Raw genomic sequence first — 25,440 nt, forward strand, 5'->3', positions numbered from 1 at the left:
GGCTGAACCCGGGTGCGCCGCGGGCGTCGTCCCGCCTGACAGCGGAAACGACGGAGGGAGCCGGAAGTGGATGAGCTGAAGGGAAAGGTGGCTGTCGTCACCGGCGCGGCCACCGGCATCGGACTGGACGTGGCGCGCGCTTTCGTGCGCGAAGGGGCGTACGTGGTGCTGGCCGGCCGCCGCCGGCCGGAGGGAGAGGCGGCGGCGGCCGAGTTCGGGGCGTCCGCCTCCTTCATGGCGGCCGACGTCTCGGTCGAGGGCGAAGTGGCCGATCTGCTGAATCACACGGTCGCCCGGCACGGCCGCCTGGACGTTCTGGTCAACAACGCCGGGTCGCCGTCGCACCTCGGCAGCATCGAGCATGTCGATGCCGGACACTTCCGGTCCACCATGGAGGTCAACGTCATGGGGGCGCTGTACGGCATCAAGCACGCCGCCGGTCACCTGCGCCGGCAGGAATCGGGCGGCAGCATCATCAACATCGCCAGCATCGCCGGTGAGCGGGTCGTGTACGCCGGGGTGGCCTACTCCGTCTCCAAGGCAGCCCTCATCCACCTCACGAAGTGGGCGGCCGCCGAGCTCGGCCGGCACGGCATCCGGGTGAACAGCATCTCTCCCGGGTTCATCGCGACCACACGTTTCGGCAAGGCGGCCGGCGCGACCGAGGAACAGGCCCGGGACCGCCTGATCGCGCTCGGGGCCTATGCGCGTGAGCAGGCCGAGTCGATGCAGGCCCTCCCGCGTCCAGGTCTCGGCACCGACGTCACCGGTGCGGCCGTCTACCTCGCCGGCGAGACCAGCTCGTACATGACGGGTCAGGACCTGGTGGTCGACGGAGGACTGTCGCTCGGGCAGCCGTGGGACGCCATGGTGTCGATTCGCGACGCCATGGCTCGTATCAACCTCGGGTAGGGGCCGAGCCGGCTCGGGGATGTCGCGGGGCGACCCGTGACATCCCCGAGCCGGCAGAGAACCTAGAGGGCCGAACGGCGAGACTCGTTCAGAGGCTGAAGAGCTGGTATTCGCTGACGTTCGTGAAACCCAGACGCCGGTACACCAGGGCGCCCCGGGCGCTGGCGGTCAGAGTGGCCACCTTCAGGCCGCGCCCTCGCGCCTCGCGAAGCAGCCGTACGGCCAGCGCGGTCGCGATGCCGCGGCTCTCGTACTCGGCGCGGGTGGCCATGTTGTAGACGCCGGCGACGCCATGGCTGATCGACAGGGCGCCGCAGGCGACCGGCTCGTCGCCGATCCAGGCGAGGTAACGGTGCTGATCGTCGAAGCGGTCGTCGCGGGCACGCTCCACCTCGGCCGCGGCGTCCGCCTCGTCCATGGTCAAGCCGTTCGGCACCAGATAGGTCCGGGCGAACGCGGCGAGTTCCCCGTCGGTGCGCGCCGGTTCGATGCGCACGCCGGCCGGTGCCGCGATGTCGGGCACGTCAGCCAGTCGCGCCGCCATCAGCGGTACGGCGCCGGCGAGGGTGGCGCCGCGGGCGACAAGCAGATCGGCCACGTCGGCGTCGCTGTCGACCGGGTGATACCACCACAGCCAACCGGTGCCCTTCAGGGCCTGACGAGCGCGGCCCACGGCGGCGTCGATGTCGACTCCACGGGCCCGGAGCACGCCGTTCAGCATCGCGTGCGGAAGGTCGCTGCGGTAGATCGGCAACTCGTCGTCGACGTCCGAGGAGCTGCCCCAGCCGAGCCAGTAAGCACGGTTGTTGGCCAGCTGCGGCGCCAGGTCGTCGACCGAGTCGACGATGGGAGGTGGTGTGTTCATGATGCGGACGACGCTCGGACCCGACGAAAGTTCAGAAGGCCGGGCGGTAGCCGTGAGCACTGTGTGCCGAGCCTCAAAGCTGTGGTCGGTCGAACGATGACGCCGGCCTCCCGTCCTCGTTCCAGACGCCGCCGACTGGTAGCGCATGAGTTTTCGCAGGAGGCCGTACATGTCCGTCTTCACCACCCCGGACGATCAGCCGGTCTACCGGCTGCTGGATTCCCGCGCCCGCATGTTGCTCACCGCGGATCAGAGTCAGGGCGAGCTGACCGTGGTCGAGAGCACCGGCAGTCGCGGGCATTCGACGCCGCGGCACCGTCACCTGCTCGCCACCGAGACCTTCATCCTGCTCGAGGGCGAGATGGTCATCGAGGTCGGCGACGAGCGCCGCGAAGCGGCCGCGGGTCACGTCGCGGTGCTGCCGCGCGGCATACCGCACAGCTTCGCGGTGATCAGCCCGTCGGTCCGGTACCTGACCCTGCACGTGCCCGCCGGCTTCGACCGTTTCGTCAGCGAGCTGAGCGAGGCCACCGCGAACGGGCCCACGGACCCGGCCACGCTGTCGGCCGTGGCGGCTCGGCACCACATCGAGATGCTGGGCCCGGGCGTCGCGATCCCCGAGAACCGATGAGGGGATCGGCGCCCGTCGCCTTCCGGTCTACTTCGTGAACACCGGCAGGGCGGTGGTGGTCGTCTTCTTGGTGGCGAGATCGGTGACCTGGGCCCGGGTGAAGACACGACGCCCGTCCGACACCTTCACGTTGGTGAAGTGGAGCTTGACGCGGGTGTGCTGGTAGTGGCCGGCGGCGCAGGCGGGTACGCAGGTGTTGATGTTGCGGATGGCGGTGGCATCGCCGGTCGTGGAGGTGAGTGCCGTCCACTTCACGCTGGTGTAATTGACGTCCTTGTACGGCTGGAAGGAAGCCGGCCTGACCTTGACGGTGTGCGCGGCGTAGTCGACGACCACTCCAGGGCCGGCCGGCGCGGCCTGGGCGGTACCGGCGGTGGCGAGACCGGCGACACCGAGCGCGGCGGTGGTCACGACGAGGGCGATGCGACGCTTGTTCATTTTTCTGTGGCCTTTCCTGGTGGATCATGTGTTGTCACCGAGTGTCACCGTGGCTCCCGACCCGGGAAAGGGCGATCGCCGAGCGTGGCACGAAGCCGGGATCTCGCGCTGAACTGCGTAAACAGGCCGGTCCTGGCCCACCGCTCGACCGGGATCGATGTCCGGTACAGCAAGGCCCGGGATCCTCGGGCATCGACACCCGGGCGATTCCTGTGGGTCGGCTGGGACGGGCCTGTGGGTTGCCCGTGCCGGTGAACCGCGCCGGCCAACGACCGTCGCCCCGCACGAGGGCCGAACAGACTGCGGTCCCAAGGTGAGGAGATGCGGCATGGGCAACGTCAAACAATCGATGGCGATCGTCGCCGGGCTGGCCGGGCTCGTCCTGTCGGCGGCGGGTTGCGCCAGTCCGGCGCCGTCAGCGCCGAGCACGCCGGGCCCCTCCACCGCGGCTTCGGCGCCCAGCGGCGACGGTGCGACCGGTCAACCCGATGCGGGGAGCGGTACCGGAGCCGCGAACACCGATTCGGGCAGCAGTGGTTCGGGGGCTGGGAGGGCCTCCTCGCGGCCTGCCGGCGCTGCGGGCGGTAGGGCCGGCACGCCCGAGTGCCGAACCTCCGACCTCCAGGTCGCCGACGAGGCGGGTACCGGCCAGAACGCCGGCACACACACCGAAAAGCTCCTGTTCCGGAACACCGCGACCCGCACGTGCTTCCTCGAGGGCTACCCCGGCGTCTCGTTCGTCACCGCGGGCGGCGGCAAGCAGCTCGGACGAGGCTTCATCCGAGACGGCGGAGCGACCCCACGCGTCCTCCTGAAGCCGGGCGGGCAGGCCCACGCGATCATCGAGGTCACCTACGCGCCCAACGCGTGCGCGCCGGCCAAGGCGGGCGGCTACCGCGTCATCCCGCCGGACCAGTACTCGTCGCTGTTCGTCAGCAAGCCGCAATACGCCTGCACCGAGACAGGCCAGGCCGACGGCCACGTCGAGCCCATCGGGGCCGGCGCCTAGCGAAGCGCGGGAAGGCCGGCGACGAAAAGGTCGCCGGCCTTTCTGCTGTTTGGGCTGTTTGCGCCTTGGAGTTTCCTGGATTTCTGAGCGCTGGATGTGAACCGGGGCCCGCCGGCGCCGTTCTTCATGATGTGAGCCGGCCGACATCGGCCGATGGCACTTTCCTTGCACTTCCGTTCATAAAAGTTGCACGCGGCGCTTCTTACGCTCCAGATCGAGATCAGATCGATTTTGGGGGTTGTCGTGACTGCGGCTTCTATCAGTTCGCCGGAATGGGCCAGTGGTCCGCGTCGCCGCGAGGCGGAGTCGCGCATGGAATTCATCATGGCCAATTACTCCCGCCCGCTGATGCGGTTCCTGCTCAGCCTGACCCGCCACGAGCGTCCCGCCGCCGAGGACCTGCTGCAGGAGACCATGCTGCGGACCTGGCGCAATCTGGCGTCGTTGCCCAGCGGCGAGGAGAACGCCCGGCGGTGGTTGTTCACCGTGGCCCGCCGAGTCGCCATCGACGCCGCGCGGATGCGCCAGGTTCGGCCGGCCGAGGTCAGCATCCGGGAAGCCGCCGAGATGGCGATCCAGGACACCTCGGACAGCACGCTCGCGCTGCAGAGCGTGGTCGAGGCCTTCCACGGGCTCAGCGCCGACCACCGCAACGTCCTGACCGAGCTGTACATTCGCGGGGCGTCGGTCGAGCAGGCCGCCGAGCGGCTGGGCATACCACGCGGCACAGTGAAATCGCGCGCCCACTACGCGATGCATGCGCTCAAGACCACGATCGGCGGCGGCGCCGAAGCGGCCTGACGGCCCACACAGGAGGTTCGCATGAGTATGCGTGTGGCACCCGGGTGCGGCCAGGGTTCGTACAGCCGGCAGGCATGAGTGCCGAACTGGTCCGCGCCGCCCTCGACGGCGACGACGCCGCGTTCGCCGCACCGATCGAGCGGCACCCGGGACTGGGTACGCCAGGCCGACGCCCGTGCGGACTTCCCCGCGAGTTGGAATGCCGCCACGGCCGCCATCGAAGCCGCGCACTCCGGCGACCTCTGGCGGATGTTGCCGTTGCCGCCCGGGTCATGATCAGGAATCCGTCGACCATCGCTCGTTGCGGAAGTCCAGCCGGCTCAGGGCCGTCCGCAGACTCCGGCGCTGTTGTTCGGTCGGCACCGCGGTGGCCAGAACGTGACGCATCAGCTCGCTTGTCTCGCGCGGGTGGCGACGAGACACCTCGGCGTGGTGGCCGGCCAGCCAGCTCACCACCCATTCGGTGACCTCGGGCGCGGTGGCCACCAGTTGTTCCAGGACCCGGGTGTCCGCCCGGCCCAGGCGGGCGAGCACCTCGGCCGTGCGCCGGTGCGAGGCCGCCCGGATCTCGTCCGGAATGCTCTCGTAGACGGCCCGGTGGAGGAAGGTGTCGCGGAACGCGAGCTCGGTCCCGGTATCGACCACGACGTCGGCGGCCATCGCCTCCGCCAAGTCGGCCATGAGGCCGAGTGGCGTACGCCCGGTCAGGGCGACCAGGTCGTCCACCGCGAAGCTCATGCCCAGCAGCGACGCCACCCGCAGCGTCTCCCGCGTGCTGTCGCCGAGGTGGTCGACCGCGGCACGCGCCGCCGTGCGGACCGACTGTGGCATCCGTACGGGTGCGGCCGGGTCGATGTCGGCCCGGCCGTCGATGATCCGCATCGCGTTTCGGCGGATCAGGGAGTTGATGACCTGCTGGACGACGTACGGGTTACCGCCTGCCGAACGGGCCACCTCGGCCACATTCGGGCCGGGAGGCGCCCCGGCCGCGACCGTGATCATGTCCGCCACGGCTTCCGCGGGCAAGGGGCCCAGGGACAGCACGTGCCCGTGGCGGGCCCGCACAGCGCGGCGCAGCGGGGTCAGTTCACGGCCACGCGGTTGCCGGCGGGAGGCTATGACCACCAGGAGCGGCAGTCGCCGGGTAGCGGCGATCAGCCTTTCGCACATGAGCACGTCGGTTTCGCCGACCCACTGGAAACCGTCGACGACGAGCACGAGCGGGGCGCTCGCGCAGGCGTCGCGGACGTACGCCAGAATTCGCCAGGCCTCCGAAGGGTTCGCCTCGACGCCGGTCAGGCCGAGGGCCCGCGCCACGACCGGCGTTCGAGCATTCTGATCGCTTTCGTCCGCGACGGCCCAGGCCACGTGGCATCCGAGCTCGCCGGCCCCGGCCAGAGCGGCGTTCAGCAGCGCGGACTTGCCGATGCCGGGCTCGCCCTCGACGAGCACGGCCGCGCCCCGGCCCTCGGCGGTCTCGGTGAGCAGCGCCCGTAGCCGGTCGGCCTCGGCTTCACGGCCGGCCAGGCTCGTCACCAGGCCGTCGTCGCCGGGAGCCGCCGCGGCCCGGGCCCGCCGGTCACCAGTTGACTGCGGTGTCATGCCCGGTGGTCACCGATCGGGGGAGGGAAGGCCGGGCGGTGGACGGCAGGTGCGGGCTCATCCGGTCGAGCAGGGACCGGAAGCCGCTCTGCCGCGACGCGGGAGCGCCGCCGTCACGCAACTCGGCCCAGGCGATGCCGGCGGCGCGCAGGTGGTTGCCGTTCCGCTCGTGGGCGAGCGCGGCCAGCCAGCGCATCTCACCCCTGAGGAGCGGATCGTCCGTGTGCGCGGCCACCCAGTCGGCCTCGGCCACGCAATCGCGGTTCTGCCGCTGCCGCAGCCGGGCCAGCCAGGCGGTGATGACCAGGCGGTCGGCGAAGGCGATGCCGTCCTGAGAGCGTGCTTGTTCGAGGGTCGACAGCGCCAGGTGGGGCGTGCGCTCGAACAGCGACTCGACGTGGTCGGTCAGCCAGCCCACAATCGGGCCTCGCATCGGCACCGGCCCGGCCAGCAGTTGCCCGACGACGCGTTCCGGTGGCCGGTTCGCGTCCGCCAGGCGCGAGGCGAACGAGCGGTGCACCATCACACGCAGCGGGGCGGAGCCCTCCTCGTGCAGGACGCGCGCGACGATCCGGCAGCGAAACTCGATGCGTTCACCGGACACGGTCAGCACACCGCCGCGAACCGCCGGCGCCAGGTCGCGAAGCAGGTCCTCACTGCCGCGGCCGGTGACGACGGCCAGGTCGCCGCGTTCACAACCGGCGACGTCGACGCTTTCGTCCCCGGCCACCAGGTGCGCGACGGCGTTCAGCGCCCGCCGGGTGGCGCCGGCGTAATGCTCCAGGTGCCCGGCGATGGCGAAGGTGAGTTCCGGAGTGATCCGGACGGAGCCTTTCGCGGCCAGAAGTCGCAGATAGCACGGGTTACCGGCGGCCTCGACGACGATCTCGCGGATGAGCCGGCGATCCGGCTCCCGGCCCATCACGGTCCGGACGAGTTGGCTCGCGTGGGCTGCCGGCAGCGGTGTCAGTTCGATCACCTCATCGGCGCCCGGCGGCTGGGCCTCGCCCGGGCGGGTCGCCCCGATCAACAGCAAGGGCATCTCGCGCGTGCTGTCCCGGAGGAGATCCCATACCCGCACGGTGCCGGCGTCGGCCCATTGCAGGTCGTCGGCGACCAGGATCAGTGGCCCATCGGCGGCAGCACCGCGGATCAGGCCGGCCGCCCGGCCGGCGGCCCCGGCCAGAGTCGCGCCGTCGGTCACTTCGTCGGAGAGCCGCCGGAGCGCTTCGCAGCGGTTGTCGTCGGGCAATGCCGTCTCGAGGCATTCGAGCAGGACGCGAAACGGTATTCGCTGGGCGAGTTCGCTCCCCGCGGCCCAGCCGACCCGGCCACCGGCCGGGACCACATCGCGCAGCGCCGCGCTCAGGAACGCGGATTTGCCCATACCGGCGGTGCCCTGGACGCGAATGCTGCGACCGGTGTGGCCGGCCAGCGCGGCAGCCGCGTCGCGCAGCCGCCGGCACTCCTTCTCGCGGCCGACGAGTGTGGCGAAGACGGCCGGAGCGGGGGCCGTCGCGGCGATACCACCGGATCCGGCCACCGGGTTCAGCAGGGGAGGGCGTATCTCCTTCGGGTCCACCGTCATTTCCCCCTACTGATGTGCTCATACGTGCAAGGCGGATGGTTGGTTGTCCGGCGGGGCGAGAGAGGCGATCAAAGCTCAGGACAGGGTCTGGGTGATGCGGCCGACGCCGCCGGCGACAACGGCAGTGGCCTTCGCCCCGTTGACGAACGGCATGGTGGGTGGGACGTGCCCACACTCGACGTCCGCGACGATCGGTACGCCCAACGCTCCGAGCGCGTCCAGCACGGCCTCGTCCTGGGTCAAGGTGGGGATCGACGGGGCGGCGGTTCGCCCGATGAGGATGCCGGTGGCGCGCTCGAAGAAGCCGGCCAGCCGCATGCCGTGCAGGGTCCGGCAAGCCTCGTCGGCCTCGGCGCCGGCCACCTCGACGTAGATCAGCAGGCCTTCGGGGGCGTAGCGGCCGGCGAAGGCGCTGGTGTCCCCGTATGCGGTTCCGGCCAGATTGCCCAGTGTCTCGACGCAGCCCCCGATGAGCCGGCCGGCCAGGCGGATGTCGTCGGCGTGGCCGTTGAGGAGCCGCCAGGAACCGGCCGATTCGTAACCGATCGTCGTGGCTTCGGGGCGCGCCGACCACTCGGCCGGTCCGCCGCCGTTGTGGTAGCGGCCGGGCGAGGTTTGGGTGAAGGTGGCCCCGGCCGGAAGCTCGGCGACGTCCAGCCAGCTCCGGAGACCGGGTGCGGGTTCGTACGGGGTGTCCAGCAGGTTCGAGCCGTGGACCGTGGCGATGCCGGTGAGCAGGGTGAGCGGAAGCAGGATCGTCGAGATGTCGGAGTATCCGCACAGCCAGGTGGGCTCCGCGCCCCGTACGGCGTCCCAGTCGATCGTGTCGAGGAGGTCGATGGCGACGCTGCCGCCTCTGGGCGGAACGACGGCCCGGATCCGCGGTTCGAGCAGCATCCGGGTCAACTCCGCGCTTCGTTCGGCGCGCGGAGCGCTGACGTGACCGTCGCCGTTCACGCGATCGCCGACGATGACGTCGTAGCCACGCTTCTCCAGCGTCGCCACGGCGAAGTCCATCCGGGGCCGTAGGGCCGCGTTGACGCCGCCGGACGGCGCTGTCACGCCGATACGGTCACCAGGTCGCAGGGACGCGGGAAAGCGGAGAGCGGACATGTCGTAACCAGATTTCTCAAGAGTCGGCGCAGCGGAAAGTGACGGCACCAAGGGGACGGCCCCGGCAGGTGCGGGTTCAATGTCCGCGACGTGAATCTTGTGTCGCCGCCGTCAGGCCGGCTCCTGATCCGGCGTCACCTGCCGTAACCGCTCCTGCAGGGCGATCGCGTAGCGAACCCGGCGATCGTCGAAGTGCGTCAGAGCCTCGCGCCAAGCCTCGCGGGCGGCGTCGGTTCGTCCCATGCTGACGAGGATGTCTCCCCGGGTGGTGAGCGCCTCGGAACGCACGAGCCGGAAATGGGTGCCCGTCAGTCGCTTGATGCCACGGTCGGAATACTCCAGCGCCTCGACCGGCCGGCCTTGGGCCAACGCGCATCGCGCGAGTAATTCGTCGCAGATGGCCAGGCCCTGCGTGTCGTTCATCGCGGCGCACAGATCGGCCGCCCTCCGGGCCAGGGATTCCGCCACGCGGGGCCGCTCGGCGGCCAAGTGGTTACCCATCACCTGCAGGGCGGCCGCCTCGGCCTGGGGCAGACTATGAGTGCGCAGAATCAGAAGCGCCTGGCGGTGGTGTCGCAGCGCCTCGGCATATCGTCCCTCGCTGAGCAGCACTCGGGTGATGTTCGTCAGCACCCGTGCACGCTCGGAATCCTCTCCCGCCTGTTCGAACAGCCGCTGGGCCACTCGCAAGCGGGTCAACGATTCCTCGTAGTAATTCTGCAAGTACAGGGCACCGGCCAGGGACCGCTCCATCCGGGCCTGACCGAGCGGATCACCGGCCCGTTCGGCCGCCTCCACGGCCAGCTGAGCCACGTCGCGCCACTCGTTCCACCAGCCGTACCGGTGATAGAAGAACTGAGACGAGACCACCATTCGCCCGGCCGTGGCGGAATCGCCCCGGCCGGCGGCGTCCTCGACGATGGAGCGCACCACCTCGTGTTCGGTGATGAACCATTCCATGGCTTGGGCGACTTCGGCGTCCGAGCCGCCCGGCCCCTCGGCGGTGCGGTTCGCCGCCTCGGCGGCGCGGACGTAGAAGTCGTGCAGACGGTGGGCCGCCGTCGTCTGTTCCGCTCGGCTGTCCGTCGCCGCCGCCAACTCGGTGGCGTACGTGCGGACCAGCACATGAAGCCGGTACCGGTGGAGCCGATGCTGGATGACCAACCGGGTTCGAATCAGTTCGCCCAGCAACGTGCGGGCCTCGGCCGGGCCGAGATCTGCCAGGGCGGCCACCGACTCGGCGGTGATGTCCGGACCGGGGTGTACCGCGAGCAGCCGGAACAAGTGCGCAGCGGCGGGACTGAGCCGGTGATAGGACCACGAAAAGATGGCGCGCAGATCGTTGTCCAGGTTCTCGTCGTCGAACGCGTCCAGACTGCGGCGCGCCGAGCGCAGGTCCGCCGCGATCGCCGGAAGTTGCTGGTCGCCGGCGCGTGCGGCGACGAGAGCCAAGGCCAGGGGCAGGCGCCCGCTGCGTTCGATGATCTCGTCGAGCGCGGACGCCTCGGCCTCGGCCCGGTCGGGCCCGATCCGGCTGACCAGACTCGCCCGCGCCTCCTCGGGTCCGGGCACGTCCAAGGTCATCAGATGCGCGCCCATCGTCCTGTCCAGCCGCGCCAGGCGGGTGCGGCTGGTGACGATGACCAGGCTTTCGGCGTTGCCGGGCAGAAGCGGCAGGACCTGGTCGGCGTCGTACGCGTTGTCCAGCAGCACCAGCACGCGGCGACCGGCCAGGACGCTGCGGTACAGCGCCGCGCGTACCTCCAGGTCGTCGCCGTCGGACACCCCGATCACGCCCATGCCGGACAACAGCCCCTGCAGCGCCTCGGCCGGGTCCAGTGGCTGACGGAAGGCGTCGAAGCCCCGGAGGTCGGCGTACAGCTGCCCGTCGGGAAAGTCCGCGGCCAGGAGGTGAGCCAGATGGACGGCCAGAGTCGTCTTGCCGATGCCCGGAATGCCGTCTATGACGAAGATGCGAAGAGAGCCTGTCTGACGCCGAGCGCGGCCGAGAAGGTCGTCGAGCGCCTCCTGCCGGCCGGCGAAATAGGGATGGTCAGAGGGCAGCTGCGCCGGGACCGGTCCGGCGGCGCCCGCTGAGCCGTCCGGCGCGGCGGATCCCACGGGCTCCGCCGCTACCGTGACCTCGTCGCCGCTGTGCAGAACTGACTGCAATGCCGCGCGCAGTTCCGGGCCCGCGCTCACGCCGAGCTGGTCGTCCAGCGTTTTCGTCACCTGCTGGTACAACGTGAGCGCTTCCGCCGGTTGGCTGTCGGCGGCGAGCAGCAGCATGGTGTCAGCCTGCAACGTCTCATCGAACGGGTTACGGGCCGCCGACCGGCGCAGAGCCGGCAGGACCGCGGCCGGCCGCCCCCATCGCAGGGCGAGCCGGGCCGCCTCGCGGGCGACGCCGGTGCACTCGTTCTCGAGGGCGACGAACCAGGGATGATCGGACAGGGCGGCGTCCAGGCCGGCCGCACACCGGTCACGCCACAGCTCCAGCGCCCCCGAGATCTGCTCAAGCGCCTCCTCGAAGCGTCCCAACTCGGCCGACGCCCGGCTCTTCTCGACGTCGCGCCGGAACGCCAGCAGATCGAACGAATCGGCGGTGACCCGCATCCGGTAGCTGCCCCCGGACCCGATGAGCCACTGCCCTTCGGCCCGCCGGGGCAGCCCGGGCTCGAGCAGGCGGCGCAGGGCACCGACGTACCGATGAACCACGTTGAGGGCGCTGCCGGGCGGCTGGTCGGCCCAGAGCGCCTCGACCAGATCGGTCAGGCTGACCGAGTCGCCGGCCCGGGACAGGAGGAGGGCAAGGATGATCCGCTGCTGTTTGGCGCCGAGAGGAAGCTCTTCGTCTCCTCGCCAGGCATGCATCGGACCTAGCAGAGTGAATCGAATAGGTTCCAAGTTCTCCGCGCTCCGGCCGTCCAGATCTTGGACGCAACGTTACGCCGGGAGACCAAGGACGGCGCGGAGCGCCACATCGCCGGCCGGTGTCCGAGCGGATGGGTTCTCGGACCGTCACGGAATACCGGTTGTTCTCGGGCGGCGTGGGTAGGAGGGTGCCAGCGGCGCCTGCCGTACGACCGGAGGCAGGCGCTGACCACCAGGGCAGGAGAACGAAATGGCAGCAGGGAAACTGACGCAGGACGGCCGGGCGCGGGTGCTCGCCGACGGCACGGAGATTCCGCTGCTCGCGCTGGGCGTGTGGCAGGTGCCCGACGGACCCGAATGTGAGAACGCGGTGCGGTGGGCGCTCGAGGCCGGCTACCGACACATCGACACCGCGCAGGCCTACGGCAACGAGGCCAGTGTGGGCCGCGCGCTGCGCGACAGCGGCGTCGCCCGCGAGGACGTCTTCATCACGACCAAGTTCTATCCCGGCTCCAGCGACCCGGAGGCCGAGGCCCGGGGCAGCCTGGAGCGTCTCGGTGTCGACTCGGTGGACCTGTACATCGTCCACTGGCCGCAGGGTGGTCCGACCTGGGCCTGGGACGGTATGCAGCGTGCTCATGAGCGCGGCTACGCCCGCTCGATCGGCGTCTCCAACTTCAGCGCGGCCGAGGTCGACGCCCTGCTGAAGGTCGCGGAGGTGAAGCCGGTCGTCAACCAGGTTCAGTTCAGCCCGTTCGAATTCCGCCGCGGACTGCTGGAAGCGTGCGAACACCGTGACGTGGCGCTGGAGGCGTACAGCCCGCTGGGAACCGGCCGTCACCTGCGCGACCGGCAGGTGGCCGAGATCGCCGAGCGGGTGGGCCGCACCCCGGCTCAGGTGCTGATCCGCTGGGCGGTGCAGCGCGGGCTGATCGTGCTGCCCAAGTCGACCCACCGGGAGCGGATCGAGCAGAACGGTCAGGTCTTCGACTTCGAGCTCGCCCCGGCCGACGTCGACGTCCTGGACGGCCTGGACCACACCGGCGGGACCGACCAGGCCCTCGAACGACCCTGGTGGTGAGTGGCAAGTGAGGACGCCGGGCCGGGGCTGAGGAGCCCCCGCCCGGTCACGGGCTGGTGCACGAGGCGACGCCTGGTGCCGTCCCGCTGCTTCCGTTGGCCAGGAAGCCGAACGTGGTCGAGGCGTTCGCACCCAGCGAGCCGTTGTACGACGCGTTGCGGACGCTGACCGTTCCGGCGGTGCCGGTGTTGACGCCGTTCCAGACGTTGGCGATGCTCTGGCCGCCGGCGAGCGTCAGCTGGACGGTCCAGCCGCTGAGCGGGGCCGAGCCGTTGTTGGTCACGGTGACCTCGCCCTGGAATCCGCCGTCCCAGGTGCCGGCCGTGCGGTACGTCGCCGTGCAGGCGCCCGGCTGCCCGGTGACCGGCGGCGTGCTGCCTGGGGTGCTGGGGGGCGTGCTCGTCCCGGGCACGGTGGTGGTGGCGGCGTTCAGGGCGTTCAGGACGCCGGTGTACGCGGCCTTGGGGTTGCTGTTGCGGTCGAACAGCAGCGGATTCTCGTTGCCGCGCCACGAGTCGCTGTCGCGGATGCCCCAGGTCGTGATGCCGACGCAGCGGGGAACGTTCACGCACGCCTGGGTCAGCCCGGCGTACTGGGTGGCCGAGGCGTTGGTGACGTCGGCCTCGGTCAGCGCGACGTCCAGCCCCAGGGCGCCGAAGCTCGACAGTGTCTGCTGGAAGTTGCCCGGCAGCGAACTGCCCCCGGTGAAGTGGGTCTGCAGGCCCACGCAGTCGACCGGCACACCCCGCGCCTTGAAGTCCCGCAGCATGCTGTAGACGCCCTGCGTCTTGGCGTACGTCCAGTTCTCGATGTTGTAGTCGTTGTAGCAGAGCTTGACCGACGGGTCGGCGGCGCGCGCGGTGCGGAACGCCACCTCGATCCAGTCGTTGCCGGTGGACTGGAGGTTCGACGAGCGGCGGCCGCCGTTCTCGGCGAAGGCCTCGTTGACCACGTCCCAGTACGCGAGCTTGCCCCGGTAGTGGCTCATGACGCCGTTGATGTGGTCGATCATCGCGGTGCGCAGGCCGCCGCCGCTGAGGCTGCCCCAGAATCGTGGCTGCTGCGCGTGCCACGCCAGGGTGTGGCCACGCACCCGCATGCCGTGCTGGGTGGCCCAGTTGTAGATCGCGTCACCGGCTCGGAAGTCGAACTGGCCGCGGTTGGGCTCGGTCGCGTCGGGCTTCATCTCGTTGACGGCCGTCATCATGTCGAACTCGCGGTTCGCGATGGCGAGGAAGCCGGAGTCGTTGAGGCGGTCTCCTCCCATGGCCGCGCCGAAGTACCGGCCACTGCGCTCGGCCGCCGCCTTCAGCGTGGTCCCGGGCGGGTCGTTGAGGCCGGCGTGCGCGAGGGTGGCCACGGCCACCGAGGCCACGGCGGTCACCACGGCGACGGCACCGCCGACGAGCAGCCGGGCACGGCCGCGGGTACGGCGCCGCGAGTGGGCGGGGGCTTCGTTCATCGCTGTTTCCCCTCTTCCGCGGCGACGATCTTCCACCGCTGATTGGTGCTGGCGGAATCGCTGTACTGACCGGCGCTCGCCCCGTTCGCCGTCCGTCCCATACCGTCGAGATACAGGCCGGTGGCCCGGTTGCGCAGCCGCACGTTGTTGGCGTCGGTGACCACCGTCCACTGCTGGTTGGCCGACGTTCCGCCGGTGTACTGGCCGGCGGCGCTGCCGTTGACGGTGCGCCCCATGCCGTCGAAGTACAGCCCGGTGCGCAGGTTCCGGATTCGCACATAGGTGCCGGCGTTCTCGACCACCCACCGCTGGTCGAGGCTGGTCGTGGCGGAGCTCTGGCCGACGTCGGACCCGGACGCGGTACGGCCCAGGCCGTCGGCGTACCGGCCGGTGGCGGCGTTGACGATGCGGACCGTCGTGCTGCCCCCGGTGCCGAGCCCCCACGAATACCGCAGACGGTTGAGCCCGGAGGGGTTGGTCAGTGTCAGGTTCAGGTTCGGGCCGCTGCCGGTACGCCGGGTCAGGCTGTACCAGTCGCCGTCGCGCAGGCCGGGCCAGTAGACCCCACCCACACCGAGTTCGCGCAGCTTGCCGCTGACGCCTCGGATGTAGTCGGCGAAGAACGATCCGCTGGGTATGTCGTAGTCGATGGTGTCGTACGAGACGCCGTTCTTGCTGCCCGGGCCCATCGGGCCGCCCCACTCGGTGGCCACGGTGCGAGAGGCGTACCCGCCGATGGAGCTCGCGATGTGGTTCGCCCACGAGGTCTCGTCCTCGAAGCCGGCGAAGAACGAGTAATCGTGTACGGCGAGAAGGGTGTTGCCCAGCCGGCCGTCCTGGCCGACCGCGGCGACGTTCTGGGCGAGCCCGGCGCCGTCGAGGATGACCCGGCCGCGTGGTACATCGGCGTGCCGGCTGAGCCACGCGTTGTAGAGGTTGTTCAGATCGGCCGTGGAGTATCCGTGCGGCTCGTTGATGACTTCGAAGTAGGCGTTGCTGTTGCCGGCGTACCTGGCTACGACGGTGTCCCACATCCGGTCGTAGGCCGCGGCGTCGGCGGGCCGGCCGCCGCTGTGCGCCCAGTACGCCAGAATGACCTTGCCCTTGGTGAGCGCCTGGTCGATCGCGCCGGTGTAGGTGTTCCAGTAGCTTGCGACGGTCGGCTCGTTGATCGGCATGCGGACGGTGTTGGCCCCGGTGATCGAGTAGAGCTGCCCGACCACCCGGTCGGCGACGACCGACGCCGTGGCGTACGTGTCGGCCGAGCCCAGACCCGACACGTACAGCACCCCGTCGACGAAGTTGTCCCGCTGGTCGGCCCAGTTCACCCCGCGGAACTCCAGGGTGCCGGCGTGCGCGGGCTCCTGGATCACCATGGCGCCGGCGACGGCCAGCGCCGCGGCGAGCAGGACCCGGCCCGCACGTGTCGTCACCATCTCGGTTCCTTCCCGACCAGGGCCGTTCGGCGCGACCCGATGCTTGCGTGGCCGTGAAGTTAGCGTTAACCGATACGCCGGTCAAGTGATAAACATCGATGTCTAGCGCGTTCGCCTGGGCTGGGAAATTACCGGATGTATCCGTTTCCAGCGTATTTTTTAGCGCGTCGCGACCTGACCGGCCGGGTCTAGGTAACACCTTTCTGGCGATGATGCGCCCCATCTATTCGCCGATTATGACAACTCCGCTATCGCGAATTGTGAAGGTTAACAGCGACCTCCGCGGCTCAATCTGTCGGCGGCAGTCGTACTTGGGCCGATGCTGGGTAAGCACCACTCAACAAGATCGTTCCATCAGCCGGGAGAGCCCCATGCCTCATGCCACCACCCGCTCCCTGGACGGCACCGTCGTCGCGATCACCGGCGCCAGCGCCGGTATCGGCGCGGCCTCCGCCTACTCGCTGGTCGACGCCGGCGCGCGGGTCGCCGTGTCGGCTCGCCGCGAGGACCGTCTCGCCAAGATCGTCAGTGACCTCGGCGAGGACAAGGTCGTGCCGGTCGTCGGCGACGTCCGTGACCCCGCTCTGAGCGACGCCCTGGTCAAGGCGGCCGTCGACAAGTGGGGCCGGCTCGACACCATGGTCGCCAACGCGGGCATCGGCGCGTACGGCGGCATCCTCGACCTCGACGACGACACCCTGACCGAAATGGTGCAGACCAACTACCTGGGCACGGTCTGGAGCGCGCGGTCAGCCGTCAAACAGTTCCGATCGCAGGACGGCGGCGGCGACATCATCATCGTCTCCTCGGTGGCGGGCTTCCGCGGCGGCGCCGACGAGGCCGTGTACGCCGGCACCAAGCACGCCCAGGTCGGGCTGGCCGGCTCCCTCGACCGCGAGCTGCGCGCCGAGGGCACCCGCGTCACCCTGATCTGCCCGGCCGGAACGGCCACCGAGTTCGCCATCGGCGCCGGCCGTACCGAGGGCTCCCCGGACCTCGACGCCTACCTGCGCCCCGAGGACGTGGCACACACGATCCGCGTCGTACTCGAACAGCCCCGTTCGGTGCGCACGACGGTGTGGCAGCTGTGGAGCACCGAACAGCAGAGCTGAGGCAGTGATGTCACCGCGACGTCGGCTTCTGCTCGCTGGTGTGGCCGGCGTCCTGGTCGTCGTGGCGTCGGTGGTGATCGGCGCGCGCGTGCTCCGCGGCGGCGGCGATGACGGTGTCCGCCCGGATCAGACCCGGCCGGGCATCGTGCTGCTGGTTCCGGGGTACGGCGGTGGCCGCGCCGCACTGAGCGTTCTCGCCGGTCGCCTCGGCGAGGACGGGCGTACCGCCCGGGTGGTGACCCTGCCCGGGGAGGGCACCGGAGACCTTTACGAACAGGCCGGCGCGCTCGACGGCGCGGTGCGCCAGGCCCTTCGGGAGGCCGGCGGCTCCGTCGATGTCGTCGGCTACTCGGCGGGCGGGGTGGTGACCAGGCTGTGGGTGGACCGGTACGACGGCGCCCGGGTGGCCCGCCGCGTCGTGACGCTCGGCTCGCCCCTGCACGGGACGCGGATCGCGGGGGAGGGTGCGGCGCTCGCTCCGGACGCCTGCCCGGCGGCCTGTCGTCAGCTGGTCCCGGGCAGCGCGTTGTTGCGGGAGATCGACGAGTCGCTGCCGGACGGCCTGCCGTGGCTGTCGATCTGGACCGAGGACGACGAGACCGTGCAGCCGCCCGACTCGGCGCGGCTGGCCGGGGCGGTGAACGTGCCGTTGCAGAGCGTCTGCCCCCGGGCTCGCGTGTCGCACGGCGATCTGCCGACCGATCCGCGGGTGTCGGCCCTGGTCGTCGCCGCACTCGGCGTCGAGCCGCTGGCCGCCCCCACGGCCTGTCCCGGCGGCGGTTAGCGGTTCAGTCCGCCACGTCCTTGGTGACGAAGTTGGCCCACGCCGCGCCGAGCAGGACGACCAGATAGACGAGCTGGATGGCGGCGCCGCGCTCGATGTCGCGCCACAGCACCGGCTCGCGGAAGAAGTCGACCCAGGCCAGCCAGTATCGGGTCGGCAGGTACGGCCGGACGGCCGCCGCCGCGTCCAGGGTGACCAGGACCTGGCTCGTGACCAGGACGGCCAGCGCGCCCATGGCGGCACCGAGCGCGGAGTCGGTCACCGTCGACAGGAACAGCGCGATGGCCGCGACCCCCACCATCGACACGACGATGTACGCCACGGTGGCGACCAGCCGCAGGGCCAGGCCGGCCGGGCTGATGGTGACACCGGACAGCGAGGTCACGTCGGGTGGCAGCGCGATCCCGGCCGAGCTGGTCTCCGCGCCGAACAGGGTCACCCCGGTGACGTACGAGGTGACCAGCACCGCGCCGATGGCGAACAGCACGAAGGCGACCAGCGAGATCAGCTTGGCGACCAGCAGGCGGGTCCGGCCGACCGGACGGATCAGCAGGTAGCGCAGGGTGCCGGCGGCCGCCTCGCCGGCCACCGCGTCACCGGCCAGGACCGCCACCGACACCGGCAGGAACACGGGCAGCACCAGCGCCATCGCGGCGGCCGGATAGAGGGCGCCGTTGCTGAGCACAGCCGACAGGAACGCGCCACCCTGACCCGGCGGCGGGGGAATCTCGGTGGTGGCCAGGAACACCGCGACGATGAACGGCAGGGCACAGAGCAAGGCGGCGATCACGTACGTACGGGGGCGGCGGAACAGCTTGGCGAGCTCCACCCGGATCATCGGTCGCCCTCCATCCGGTCGGCGCTCCCGGTCGTCGCCTCGAGCACCACCTGTTCCAGCGTGCGCCGTTCGGGGACGACCGCGGTGACCGTGACGCCGGCCGCCACGAGTTCGGCGGTGAGCGCGCCGGAATCGGCGCCGCGGACGATCAGCGACTCCCCGTCGCGTCGCTCGACCCGGCCGTCGAGCAGCGCCGCGGCCCGCTCCGGGGTAGGGGTGCTGATCAGGGTCCGGCCGGTGGGCTCGTGCATCCGGGCCAGTTCATCCTGCACCACCAGGCGGCCGCGGTCCATCACGCCGACCCGGGTGCAGAAGGCGTCGATCTCGGCCAGCAGGTGGCTGGAGAGCAACACCGTCGTTCCCTCCGCGTTCAGCTCGCCGAGCAGGTCGCGGACCTCGCGGATGCCGCGCGGGTCGAGCCCGTTCGTGGGTTCGTCCAAAATCAGCAGGCGCGGCCGGCGCAGGAGGGCACCGGCCAGCCCGAGCCGCTGTTTCATCCCGAGTGAGTAGGCCCGGACCGGGCGACGGTCGATGCCGGCGAGTCCGACGCGTTCCAGGGCTTCGCCGACCCGGTGGCGGCGGCCGCGCCGGCCGGGACCCGGACCGCTGGCGTCGAACAGCTCCAGGTTGGTGCGCCCGGACAGGTGCGGATAGGCGCCCGGACCCTCGACGAGCGCGCCGATCGACGGCAGCACCTCGTGCACGCGCCGGGGCACCGGCCGGCCCAGCACCTCGATCTCGCCGCGGGTGGCGAACACCAGCCCGAGCAGCATCCGGACGAGGGTGGTCTTGCCGGACCCGTTCGGGCCGAGCAGGCCGTACCGGTCACCCTCGCGAACGTCGAGATCGACTCCGTCGACGGCGACCGTACGGCCGTACCGCTTGGTCAGATCGCGCGTTGTGATCAACAGCTGGCCTCCCGGGCCAGATCGCCGGCCGCCCGCTCCAGCAGGGCGGCGTCGACCGTGCCGGTCACCAGGCAGTTTCCGCTCGCGGTGCGCACCACGAGCGCGGTGAGCAACCCGGTCGCGATGAGAGCCGCCGTCCCGGCCGGGACGGTCACGACGCGGCCGTACGCCGCGAGCTGCTCGAAGACCCGCGACCCGAACCGGCTCGGCAGCGCCACCACGACGAAGGCGCTCAGCCCGGCGCCGTACGCGCCCGCCGCGGTGAGGCCCGGCACGGTGTCGCGGCGCTGCATGCCGGCCAGCCGTTGCGGCATGGCCGCCGGCTGCCGGTCCGCGAGCACACCGAGGATGTCGGGGGCCTCGGTGACGGTGAATCCGATGCCGGGCCGTTCCGCCGGCGGCGTCAGGACGCTCGGGTCGGGCACCCGGAACTGGACCTCGAGGAAGCGGGTGACGAACACCGGGCGGGTGCCACCCTTCGCGGTGATCTCGGCCTGCAGCGGCACGCCGGTCCCGGGGTCGGCCCAGATGTCGACGTGGGCGACGGTCGTGCCGGGTTCGGCCGGCACCAGCCGCAACCCGGCCGCGTCCACCCCGGCGACCCGATTGGCGGCCAGCGGATCGACGCGGTCGCCGGCGGCCAGGCGCAGCACCCGGCGGACCAGCTCGGGCGGGGTCAGGTCGGCCGCCCGAGGCAGCCGCAACGGCTGCTCACCGAGGATCCGGGTGAGCTGGCTTTCGCCGTAGTCCCAGCGAACCTGCCCCTCGGCGGTCTGGTAGAGGTCCTGTTCGGTGCCCGGGCCCAGCACGTCCACCCGCCAGCGGTCCGCCCCGGCGTACCAGGTGCGCATCTCGGTGGTGCCGCTGAGCAGAGCGGTCACCTGGGACAGATTCGGCAGCGCGGGCAGGCCGAGCCGGCCGGTGCTCTGCACGTACCCCTGAAAGCTCTGTGTTCCGGAGGCGGCGATGCGGTCGCGCAGCAACGCGAGGTCCCCGCCGGTGGCCCGCACGGGCCAGGCGTTGAGGACCACCGGGATCGTCGCGAGCACCAGCGCGACGGCGAGCACCACCGACCACCGGCGCGCCCTCTGCGCGCTGACGACGGTGCGGCCGCTGAACATAGACCAGCAACGGTACCCCGCGCGGTCAGTCGGTGCCGCCGGCTGCTGGCGAACGGCGACTTCGGCGAGCGGTCCGGTCGGCCTGGCGGGCTCAGCCTTCGCGGTGATCCGGCAGGATTTGGCCGGCCAAGGATCGGGCGGTGGCGGTGAGTGCGGCCGCGTCCAGGCCGGTCCGGCTCATGAAGAGCAGTCCTTGTTGCGCGGCCAACAGGGCCCGTGCGAGCGCGATCGGATCCGCGTCGGCGGGTAGGTCGCCCTCGCGTTGCGCGCGGGCGACGCCGTCAGCGATCAGCGCGGTGGACGTCTCGTAGGTGCGGTGGGCGTGATCGAGGACTTCGGGATCGGCGTTGCCGAGTTCCAGGGTGCTGTTGGCCATCAGGCAGCCACGCCGCGGGCCGTCACCGATCGGTGGCTCGAGGATCTTGCGGAGCGCGTCCAGGGCCCGGGGTGTCTCGGCGAGGGCTTGGCGGAGGTGGTCGTGCTGCTCGTGGGTGTAGCCGCGCAGCGCCCGGAGGAAGAGCTGATGCTTGTCCCCGAACGCCGCGTACAGGCTGCCCTTGCCGAGCCCGCTGACCCGCATCAGATCCTCCAGGGAGGTCGCCGCGTACCCGGCGTCCCAGAACTGATCACGGACGGCGTCGAGTACCTGCTTTTCGTCGAACCCTCGCGGACGTGCCATGCGATCGAGGATACCGGTTCTTGACCGCGCGGTCCATTACCCTTAATCTGGACCGGACAGTCAAGAACTCGAGGGAGTGGGGACGTCATGGGGAAGCTGGACAACAAGGTGGCGATCGTGACCGGCGGATCGCGCGGGATCGGGACCGCGATCGCCCGGGCGCTGGCCGACGAGGGAGCCGACGTCGCGATCAGCTACGTGGCCGCGGAGGACCGGGCCAAGGCCGTGGTCGCCGACCTGGAGGCGAAAGGGGTACGGGCGGCGGCGTTCCGGGCCGACCAGGCGGACGTGACGCAGGCGGTGGGCCTGATCCACCAGGTGGCCGATCATTTCGGAAAGCTCGACATTCTGGTCAACAACGTCGGGATCGGTGGCGGCGGCCGCATCGACGAGGCCGATCCCGACGAGGCCGCCATCGAGCGGCAGCTCACCGCCAACTACCGGAGCCCGGCGGCGGCGATCCGGGAGGCGTTGCCGCTGCTGCCCGATGACGGGCGGATCATCAGCATCAGCTCGGGCGTGGGAACACGGGCCGGGTTCCCCGGGATGGCGTATTACACGGCGACGAAGTCGGCTCTCGAGGGCTTCAGCCGGGGCGTGGCCCGCGACCTGGCCGGCCGGGGCGTCACGGTCAACGTCATCCAGTCCGGATTCGTGGACACCGACGCCAACCCCGCCGACGGCCCGGCCGCGGCCGTGTTCCTTCCGACGACGTCGATGGGGCGCTACGGCCGGGGAGAGGAGATCGCCGCGGGTGTCGTCTTCCTGGCCGGCCCGGAGGCCTCGTACGTCACCGGCGCCGTACTGAGGATCGACGGCGGATACGGCGCTTAGCGGGACGACGAGTTGCCTGTTGACAACGCGGCGTTGCCGGTACGGTGGTCGGCATCACCGTCCACAGGGGTTGGCAAACGGAGGTAAGGCGTGCCGGTCACAGGCCAACGCGTCGTGCGGCGGGCGTTGGGGCGGCGATTGACGCGGCTGCGCACCGCGTCGGGGATGAGCCGGCGTGATGTGGTGCAGGCGCGGCTGGGCATCTCGGAGCCGACGCTGCACCGCATCGAGACGGGCAAAGTGCCGGTCACCGGGGCCAACGTACGCGCGCTGTGCTGGCTCTACGGTGCCGACCAGAGCATCACCGACGCGCTGGCCGACCTGGCGCTGGGCACGTCACAGCAGGAGTGGTGGGACGCCAGCCCGGTGATCCCCGAGTGGTTCAAGCTGTACGTCGGGCTGGAGGCGTCCGCGTCCCGGATGTTCGGGTACGACGGCGAGATCGTTCCCGGCGAGCTTCAGACCCCGGAGTACGCGCGAGCCGTCTTCGGCGCCGAGCAGCCGGCCGACTCGGAGATCGCCGAGCGCCATATCAACCTGCGCCTGCAACGGCAGAAGACACTCTTCGCCCGCAGGCCGCCGATCCGCCTCGTGACAGTGCTCGGTGAGGGGGCGCTGACCCGGCCGGTCGGCGGCGAGCAGGTGATGAAAGGGCAGATCGAGCATCTCCGGCGGTTGTCCGAACAGGACACGGCCGACATCCGGGTGCTGCCGTTCTCGGTGGGGGCGCACGCGGCGATGGCCGGCGCCTTCCGGATTCTGGAGTTCGACGATCCGGACGACCCGGACGTGGTCTACCTCGAATCCCACGTCGGCGCGCTCTACCTGGAAGAGCAGGTCGAGATCGACGAATACCGGCGGGTGTTCGATCTCATCCTCAAAGTCTCCGTACCGGTCGGAGAGTTCCAGTGACGAGCTAGTCGGTGAGGAGCCGGTCGAACTCGCCGCGCTTGGCGCCGAACAGGAACGAGTCCCACTCGTCGGTCGTGAACACCACGGTGCCGGCCTCGCGGGCCTTGCTGTTACGGACCTCGATGAGGCCGTCCTGGCGGCGGGCCTCGACGCAACTGCCACCGTTGCCCGTCGACCTGCTGGAAATAATCCAGCCGGTTTCGCTGCTCATCAGTGCCCCCGCCCCTGGCGTTGCTCGCTGTATGTAATCGACATGACACCGCTCCGACGTCCGCCTGAAGTGCGGAATCAGACGGCCGAAACTTTCACCACGAAAGCGGCGGCACTTACCGTAGCCGAAACCCGCCGAGGATGCATCCTGTCATCGTGAGACCCGTCCTCGTGAAATCTTGCACGGGCCTGGACCCGCTGTCATGATTCCACTGTGGCGCCTGGCGATCCCTCGCTTCCCTCTGGTCCGCCGCAGTTCTGAGAGGACGGCCGATGCGGATCCTCGATCCGGTAGCCGCCGAGACGGGCGGTGTGCCCGACGTCGCCCGCCTCCAGGCCCGCATCGATCAGCTCGCGGCCCACGTCCAGCAGTTGGAGCAGGAGCGCGCCTCGCTGCGATGGATGGCCGGCCACGACGAGCTCACCGGGCTCGCCAACCGCCGCCTCTTCCACGCGCTCGCGCCGGACCTGTTGCGCGGTGGCGACTGCTCGCCGGCCGTCGTGATCCTCGACCTCAACGGCTTCAAGCCGATCAACGACACGTACGGGCACGATGCCGGCGACGAGGTCCTCCGCGTGATCGCCCAGCGCATGGCCACGTGCCTCGGCGAGCATCTGGTGGCCCGGCTCGGCGGTGACGAGTTCGCCGCCCTGCCGCGCGCCCCGCACGCCGACGTCCCGGAGACGTGGTGGCACGACGTGGCCGGTGCGCTGAGCGCGGCGATCGCACCCCCGATGGACGTCCGGGGACAGGCGCTGTCCGTCACCGCCTCGATCGGCGTCGTCCCGGCCGGCCGCTCGACCGACCTCACCGACCTGCTGCGCCGCGCCGACCGGGCGATGTTCAGCGCCAAGCGCCACATGAAAGCCGCCGGCAGGACCGGCATCACCTGGGTCGTGGCCGGCGAGAACGGCGACCACACCGAGACGTACGGGCCGGCCGCCCCGGAACCCGCGGTGGCGTGCCGGCCGGGCGACCCGGTTTGGGTGCACCGCAGTGGCGCCCGGCGGGCGGGAGTCGTCGAGAGCGCCTGCGAATGGGCGGCCCTGGTTCGCTACCGATGCCCGAACGGCGCCGGCACGATGGTCGACACGATCCCCACGAGTTGTCTGACGATCCGGGCCGACACCGATCCGTACCTGGACCAGAATTCGCCCCTCTACCGGTGATCGGGCGTCAGCCCACCGTCAGCACGAGCTTTCCGCGCAGTCCGCCGGCCAGCACCCGCCGGTGAGCCTCGGCCGCCTCGGTCAACGGCATCGTGTCCGCGACCCGCGTGCGCAGCTGTCCCGCCGCCACCTGCCCCACGAGCGCGGCCAGCAGCTCGCGGTCGAGCCGGATGAGTTGCAGCTCCTGGCGCACACCGCGGGCCGGAACGAAGCCCGGCGTGGGCCGGGTCACGACCACGACCCCCCTGTCCTCGACGGCGGCGGCCGCCACCTCGCCGAGGGGGACCGCGTCGAACACCGCGGCCACCGGCCCCACCGCGGACAGCTCGACGGAACGGGGAACGACCTCGTGCGCGCCGAGCTCGCGCACCCACTGCTCATCGTCGTGACTGGCCTGCGCGAAGACACGGTAGCCGCGCTGCACGGCGAGCTGGGTGGCGAAGCCGCCGACACCGCCGCTCGCCCCGGTGACCAGAATGCTGCTGCCGGCCGGGAGCATCGCCAATGACACCAGGGAGAGCCCCTGGTGTGCGGTCTGGGCGTTGAGCGGCACGGTGGCCGCGGACACGAAGTCCAGCCCGTCCGGCAACCGCACCAGCCAGTCCGTGTCGGCGGCCACGAACTCGGCATAGCCGCCCGGCACACCCCGGGTCGTGTACCACGGGATCATCCCGGCGACCCGATCACCGACCTCGAGGTCCGCCGGGCCGGGGCCGACCGACACCACCTCACCGGCGATGTCCCACCCGGGCGAGAACGGCGGCACATCCGGCCCGAGAGGGATCTCTCCGGTGGTGGCGGCGACGTCAGCCGGGTGGACGCAGACCGCGCGGATCCGGACCACCACCTGCGCCGGCCCCGCCTCGGGCTCGGGCAACTCGGTCACCTGCAACACCTCAGGCCCGCCAAGCGCGGCCGCGACGACTCCCAGCACGCGTCCACTCTAGACCGTCAGCGCACGGGACGACATCACGCTCTGTTGCGAATCGGGAGCGGAACTCTTGACCGCCTGAGGAGGCACGCATAGATTCCAGTAATTACTTCCGGAATGTTTCCGGAA

General features: G+C 70.7%; 24 protein-coding genes. 10 read left to right on the forward strand and 14 right to left on the reverse strand.

Translation table 11 applies throughout. From position 1 onward, the window contains the following. Positions 1-66: 66 nt before the first annotated feature. Positions 67-912, forward strand: coding sequence for a glucose 1-dehydrogenase (locus ACGFJ7_RS40780; protein WP_360256889.1), 846 nt, complete (start codon positions 67-69; stop codon positions 910-912). Positions 913-1,000: 88 nt separating this feature from the next. On the opposite strand, the gene ACGFJ7_RS40785 is transcribed toward ACGFJ7_RS40780, so the two are convergent. Continuing rightward, a complete protein-coding gene (locus ACGFJ7_RS40785) occupies positions 1,001-1,777 on the reverse strand; it encodes a GNAT family N-acetyltransferase (RefSeq protein ID WP_360256887.1) in 777 nt (258 codons plus the stop codon). Between the two features lie 169 nt (positions 1,778-1,946). Here ACGFJ7_RS40785 and ACGFJ7_RS40790 point away from each other — a divergent pair, with 169 nt between their 5' ends. Next, positions 1,947-2,408, forward strand: coding sequence for a cupin domain-containing protein (locus tag ACGFJ7_RS40790; RefSeq protein ID WP_360256885.1), 462 nt, complete (start codon positions 1,947-1,949; stop codon positions 2,406-2,408). A gap of 27 nt (positions 2,409-2,435) precedes the next feature. On the opposite strand, the gene ACGFJ7_RS40795 is transcribed toward ACGFJ7_RS40790, so the two are convergent. After that, complete coding sequence (locus ACGFJ7_RS40795; protein ID WP_360256883.1) at positions 2,436-2,846, reverse strand: hypothetical protein; 411 nt, start codon at positions 2,844-2,846, stop codon at positions 2,436-2,438. A 328-nt stretch (positions 2,847-3,174) separates the two neighbouring features. Here ACGFJ7_RS40795 and ACGFJ7_RS40800 point away from each other — a divergent pair, with 328 nt between their 5' ends. Both ACGFJ7_RS40800 and ACGFJ7_RS40805 read left to right on the forward strand, forming a co-directional pair. After that, positions 3,175-3,855: a DUF4232 domain-containing protein gene (locus ACGFJ7_RS40800; RefSeq protein ID WP_392647355.1), complete on the forward strand. Its 681-nt coding sequence runs from the start codon at positions 3,175-3,177 to the stop codon at positions 3,853-3,855. Positions 3,856-4,167: 312 nt separating this feature from the next. Then, complete coding sequence (locus ACGFJ7_RS40805) at positions 4,168-4,656, forward strand: sigma-70 family RNA polymerase sigma factor (RefSeq protein ID WP_360256878.1); 489 nt, start codon at positions 4,168-4,170, stop codon at positions 4,654-4,656. A 276-nt stretch (positions 4,657-4,932) separates the two neighbouring features. Here the strand turns inward: ACGFJ7_RS40805 and ACGFJ7_RS40810 are convergent, their stop codons facing one another. The 4 genes from ACGFJ7_RS40810 to ACGFJ7_RS40825 all read right to left on the reverse strand — a co-directional run bounded on the left by ACGFJ7_RS40810 (position 4,933) and on the right by ACGFJ7_RS40825 (position 11,833). Then, positions 4,933-6,258, reverse strand: coding sequence for an AAA family ATPase (locus ACGFJ7_RS40810; RefSeq protein WP_392647358.1), 1,326 nt, complete (start codon positions 6,256-6,258; stop codon positions 4,933-4,935). Further along, a complete protein-coding gene (locus ACGFJ7_RS40815) occupies positions 6,236-7,846 on the reverse strand; it encodes an AAA family ATPase (protein ID WP_392647360.1) in 1,611 nt (536 codons plus the stop codon). Before ACGFJ7_RS40815 ends, ACGFJ7_RS40810 begins: the two co-directional genes overlap by 23 nt. Positions 7,847-7,921: 75 nt before the next feature. Continuing rightward, positions 7,922-8,908, reverse strand: a complete 987-nt coding sequence (locus tag ACGFJ7_RS40820; protein WP_360256871.1) for a S66 peptidase family protein — start codon at positions 8,906-8,908, stop codon at positions 7,922-7,924. 162 nt (positions 8,909-9,070) lie between these two features. Further along, entirely contained in the window at positions 9,071-11,833 is a 2,763-nt protein-coding gene (locus ACGFJ7_RS40825; protein ID WP_392647362.1) for a BTAD domain-containing putative transcriptional regulator, read from the reverse strand. A 250-nt stretch (positions 11,834-12,083) separates the two neighbouring features. Here ACGFJ7_RS40825 and ACGFJ7_RS40830 point away from each other — a divergent pair, with 250 nt between their 5' ends. Then, complete coding sequence (locus tag ACGFJ7_RS40830) at positions 12,084-12,914, forward strand: aldo/keto reductase (protein ID WP_360256867.1); 831 nt, start codon at positions 12,084-12,086, stop codon at positions 12,912-12,914. Between the two features lie 46 nt (positions 12,915-12,960). Here ACGFJ7_RS40830 and ACGFJ7_RS40835 read toward each other — a convergent pair whose 3' ends face one another. After that, positions 12,961-14,376, reverse strand: coding sequence for an endo-1,4-beta-xylanase (locus ACGFJ7_RS40835; protein ID WP_360256865.1), 1,416 nt, complete (start codon positions 14,374-14,376; stop codon positions 12,961-12,963). Beyond that, the gene (locus tag ACGFJ7_RS40840; protein WP_360256863.1) at positions 14,373-15,812 is read right to left on the reverse strand and encodes an RICIN domain-containing protein; all 1,440 of its coding nucleotides are present in this window, start codon (positions 15,810-15,812) and stop codon (positions 14,373-14,375) included. Before ACGFJ7_RS40840 ends, ACGFJ7_RS40835 begins: the two co-directional genes overlap by 4 nt. Positions 15,813-16,183: 371 nt before the next feature. Between ACGFJ7_RS40840 and ACGFJ7_RS40845 the strand changes: the two genes are divergently transcribed. Further along, positions 16,184-16,924, forward strand: a complete 741-nt coding sequence (locus ACGFJ7_RS40845) for an SDR family oxidoreductase (protein WP_360256861.1) — start codon at positions 16,184-16,186, stop codon at positions 16,922-16,924. Positions 16,925-16,931: 7 nt separating this feature from the next. Beyond that, on the forward strand, positions 16,932-17,708 hold the full coding sequence (locus tag ACGFJ7_RS40850; protein WP_360256859.1) for a lipase: 777 nt from the start codon (positions 16,932-16,934) through the stop codon (positions 17,706-17,708). 4 nt (positions 17,709-17,712) lie between these two features. Here the strand turns inward: ACGFJ7_RS40850 and ACGFJ7_RS40855 are convergent, their stop codons facing one another. The 4 genes from ACGFJ7_RS40855 to ACGFJ7_RS40870 form a co-directional block, all read right to left on the reverse strand. Continuing rightward, positions 17,713-18,546, reverse strand: coding sequence for an ABC transporter permease (locus ACGFJ7_RS40855; RefSeq protein ID WP_360256856.1), 834 nt, complete (start codon positions 18,544-18,546; stop codon positions 17,713-17,715). Further along, positions 18,543-19,454 (reverse strand): ABC transporter ATP-binding protein, encoded by a 912-nt coding sequence (locus tag ACGFJ7_RS40860; protein WP_360256853.1) that lies wholly within the window; start codon positions 19,452-19,454, stop codon positions 18,543-18,545. Before ACGFJ7_RS40860 ends, ACGFJ7_RS40855 begins: the two co-directional genes overlap by 4 nt. After that, positions 19,451-20,575 (reverse strand): hypothetical protein, encoded by a 1,125-nt coding sequence (locus ACGFJ7_RS40865; protein ID WP_392647367.1) that lies wholly within the window; start codon positions 20,573-20,575, stop codon positions 19,451-19,453. The genes ACGFJ7_RS40860 and ACGFJ7_RS40865 overlap by 4 nt, the downstream gene beginning before the upstream one ends. Positions 20,576-20,666: 91 nt before the next feature. Beyond that, positions 20,667-21,254, reverse strand: a complete 588-nt coding sequence (locus tag ACGFJ7_RS40870; protein WP_392647370.1) for a TetR/AcrR family transcriptional regulator — start codon at positions 21,252-21,254, stop codon at positions 20,667-20,669. Positions 21,255-21,341: 87 nt separating this feature from the next. On the opposite strand from ACGFJ7_RS40870, the gene ACGFJ7_RS40875 reads away from it, so the two are divergent. Together ACGFJ7_RS40875 and ACGFJ7_RS40880 are read left to right on the forward strand one after the other, a co-directional pair. Beyond that, positions 21,342-22,088 (forward strand): SDR family oxidoreductase, encoded by a 747-nt coding sequence (locus tag ACGFJ7_RS40875; protein ID WP_360256847.1) that lies wholly within the window; start codon positions 21,342-21,344, stop codon positions 22,086-22,088. Between the two features lie 114 nt (positions 22,089-22,202). After that, positions 22,203-23,000 carry a helix-turn-helix domain-containing protein gene (locus tag ACGFJ7_RS40880; RefSeq protein WP_392647493.1) on the forward strand — a complete coding sequence of 266 codons (798 nt, stop codon included), beginning with the start codon at positions 22,203-22,205 and terminating at the stop codon, positions 22,998-23,000. A gap of 4 nt (positions 23,001-23,004) precedes the next feature. Here the strand turns inward: ACGFJ7_RS40880 and ACGFJ7_RS40885 are convergent, their stop codons facing one another. Beyond that, positions 23,005-23,211: a DUF397 domain-containing protein gene (locus ACGFJ7_RS40885; RefSeq protein WP_203777612.1), complete on the reverse strand. Its 207-nt coding sequence runs from the start codon at positions 23,209-23,211 to the stop codon at positions 23,005-23,007. A 272-nt stretch (positions 23,212-23,483) separates the two neighbouring features. Here ACGFJ7_RS40885 and ACGFJ7_RS40890 point away from each other — a divergent pair, with 272 nt between their 5' ends. Further along, positions 23,484-24,380 (forward strand): GGDEF domain-containing protein, encoded by an 897-nt coding sequence (locus ACGFJ7_RS40890; RefSeq protein ID WP_360256842.1) that lies wholly within the window; start codon positions 23,484-23,486, stop codon positions 24,378-24,380. Between the two features lie 7 nt (positions 24,381-24,387). Here the strand turns inward: ACGFJ7_RS40890 and ACGFJ7_RS40895 are convergent, their stop codons facing one another. Then, positions 24,388-25,314, reverse strand: coding sequence for an NADP-dependent oxidoreductase (locus ACGFJ7_RS40895; RefSeq protein ID WP_360256840.1), 927 nt, complete (start codon positions 25,312-25,314; stop codon positions 24,388-24,390). Positions 25,315-25,440 lie beyond the last annotated feature (126 nt).

Origin of the sequence: Actinoplanes sp. NPDC048988 (genome assembly GCF_043197815.1) — a bacterium.
GTDB lineage: Bacteria > Actinomycetota > Actinomycetes > Mycobacteriales > Micromonosporaceae > Actinoplanes.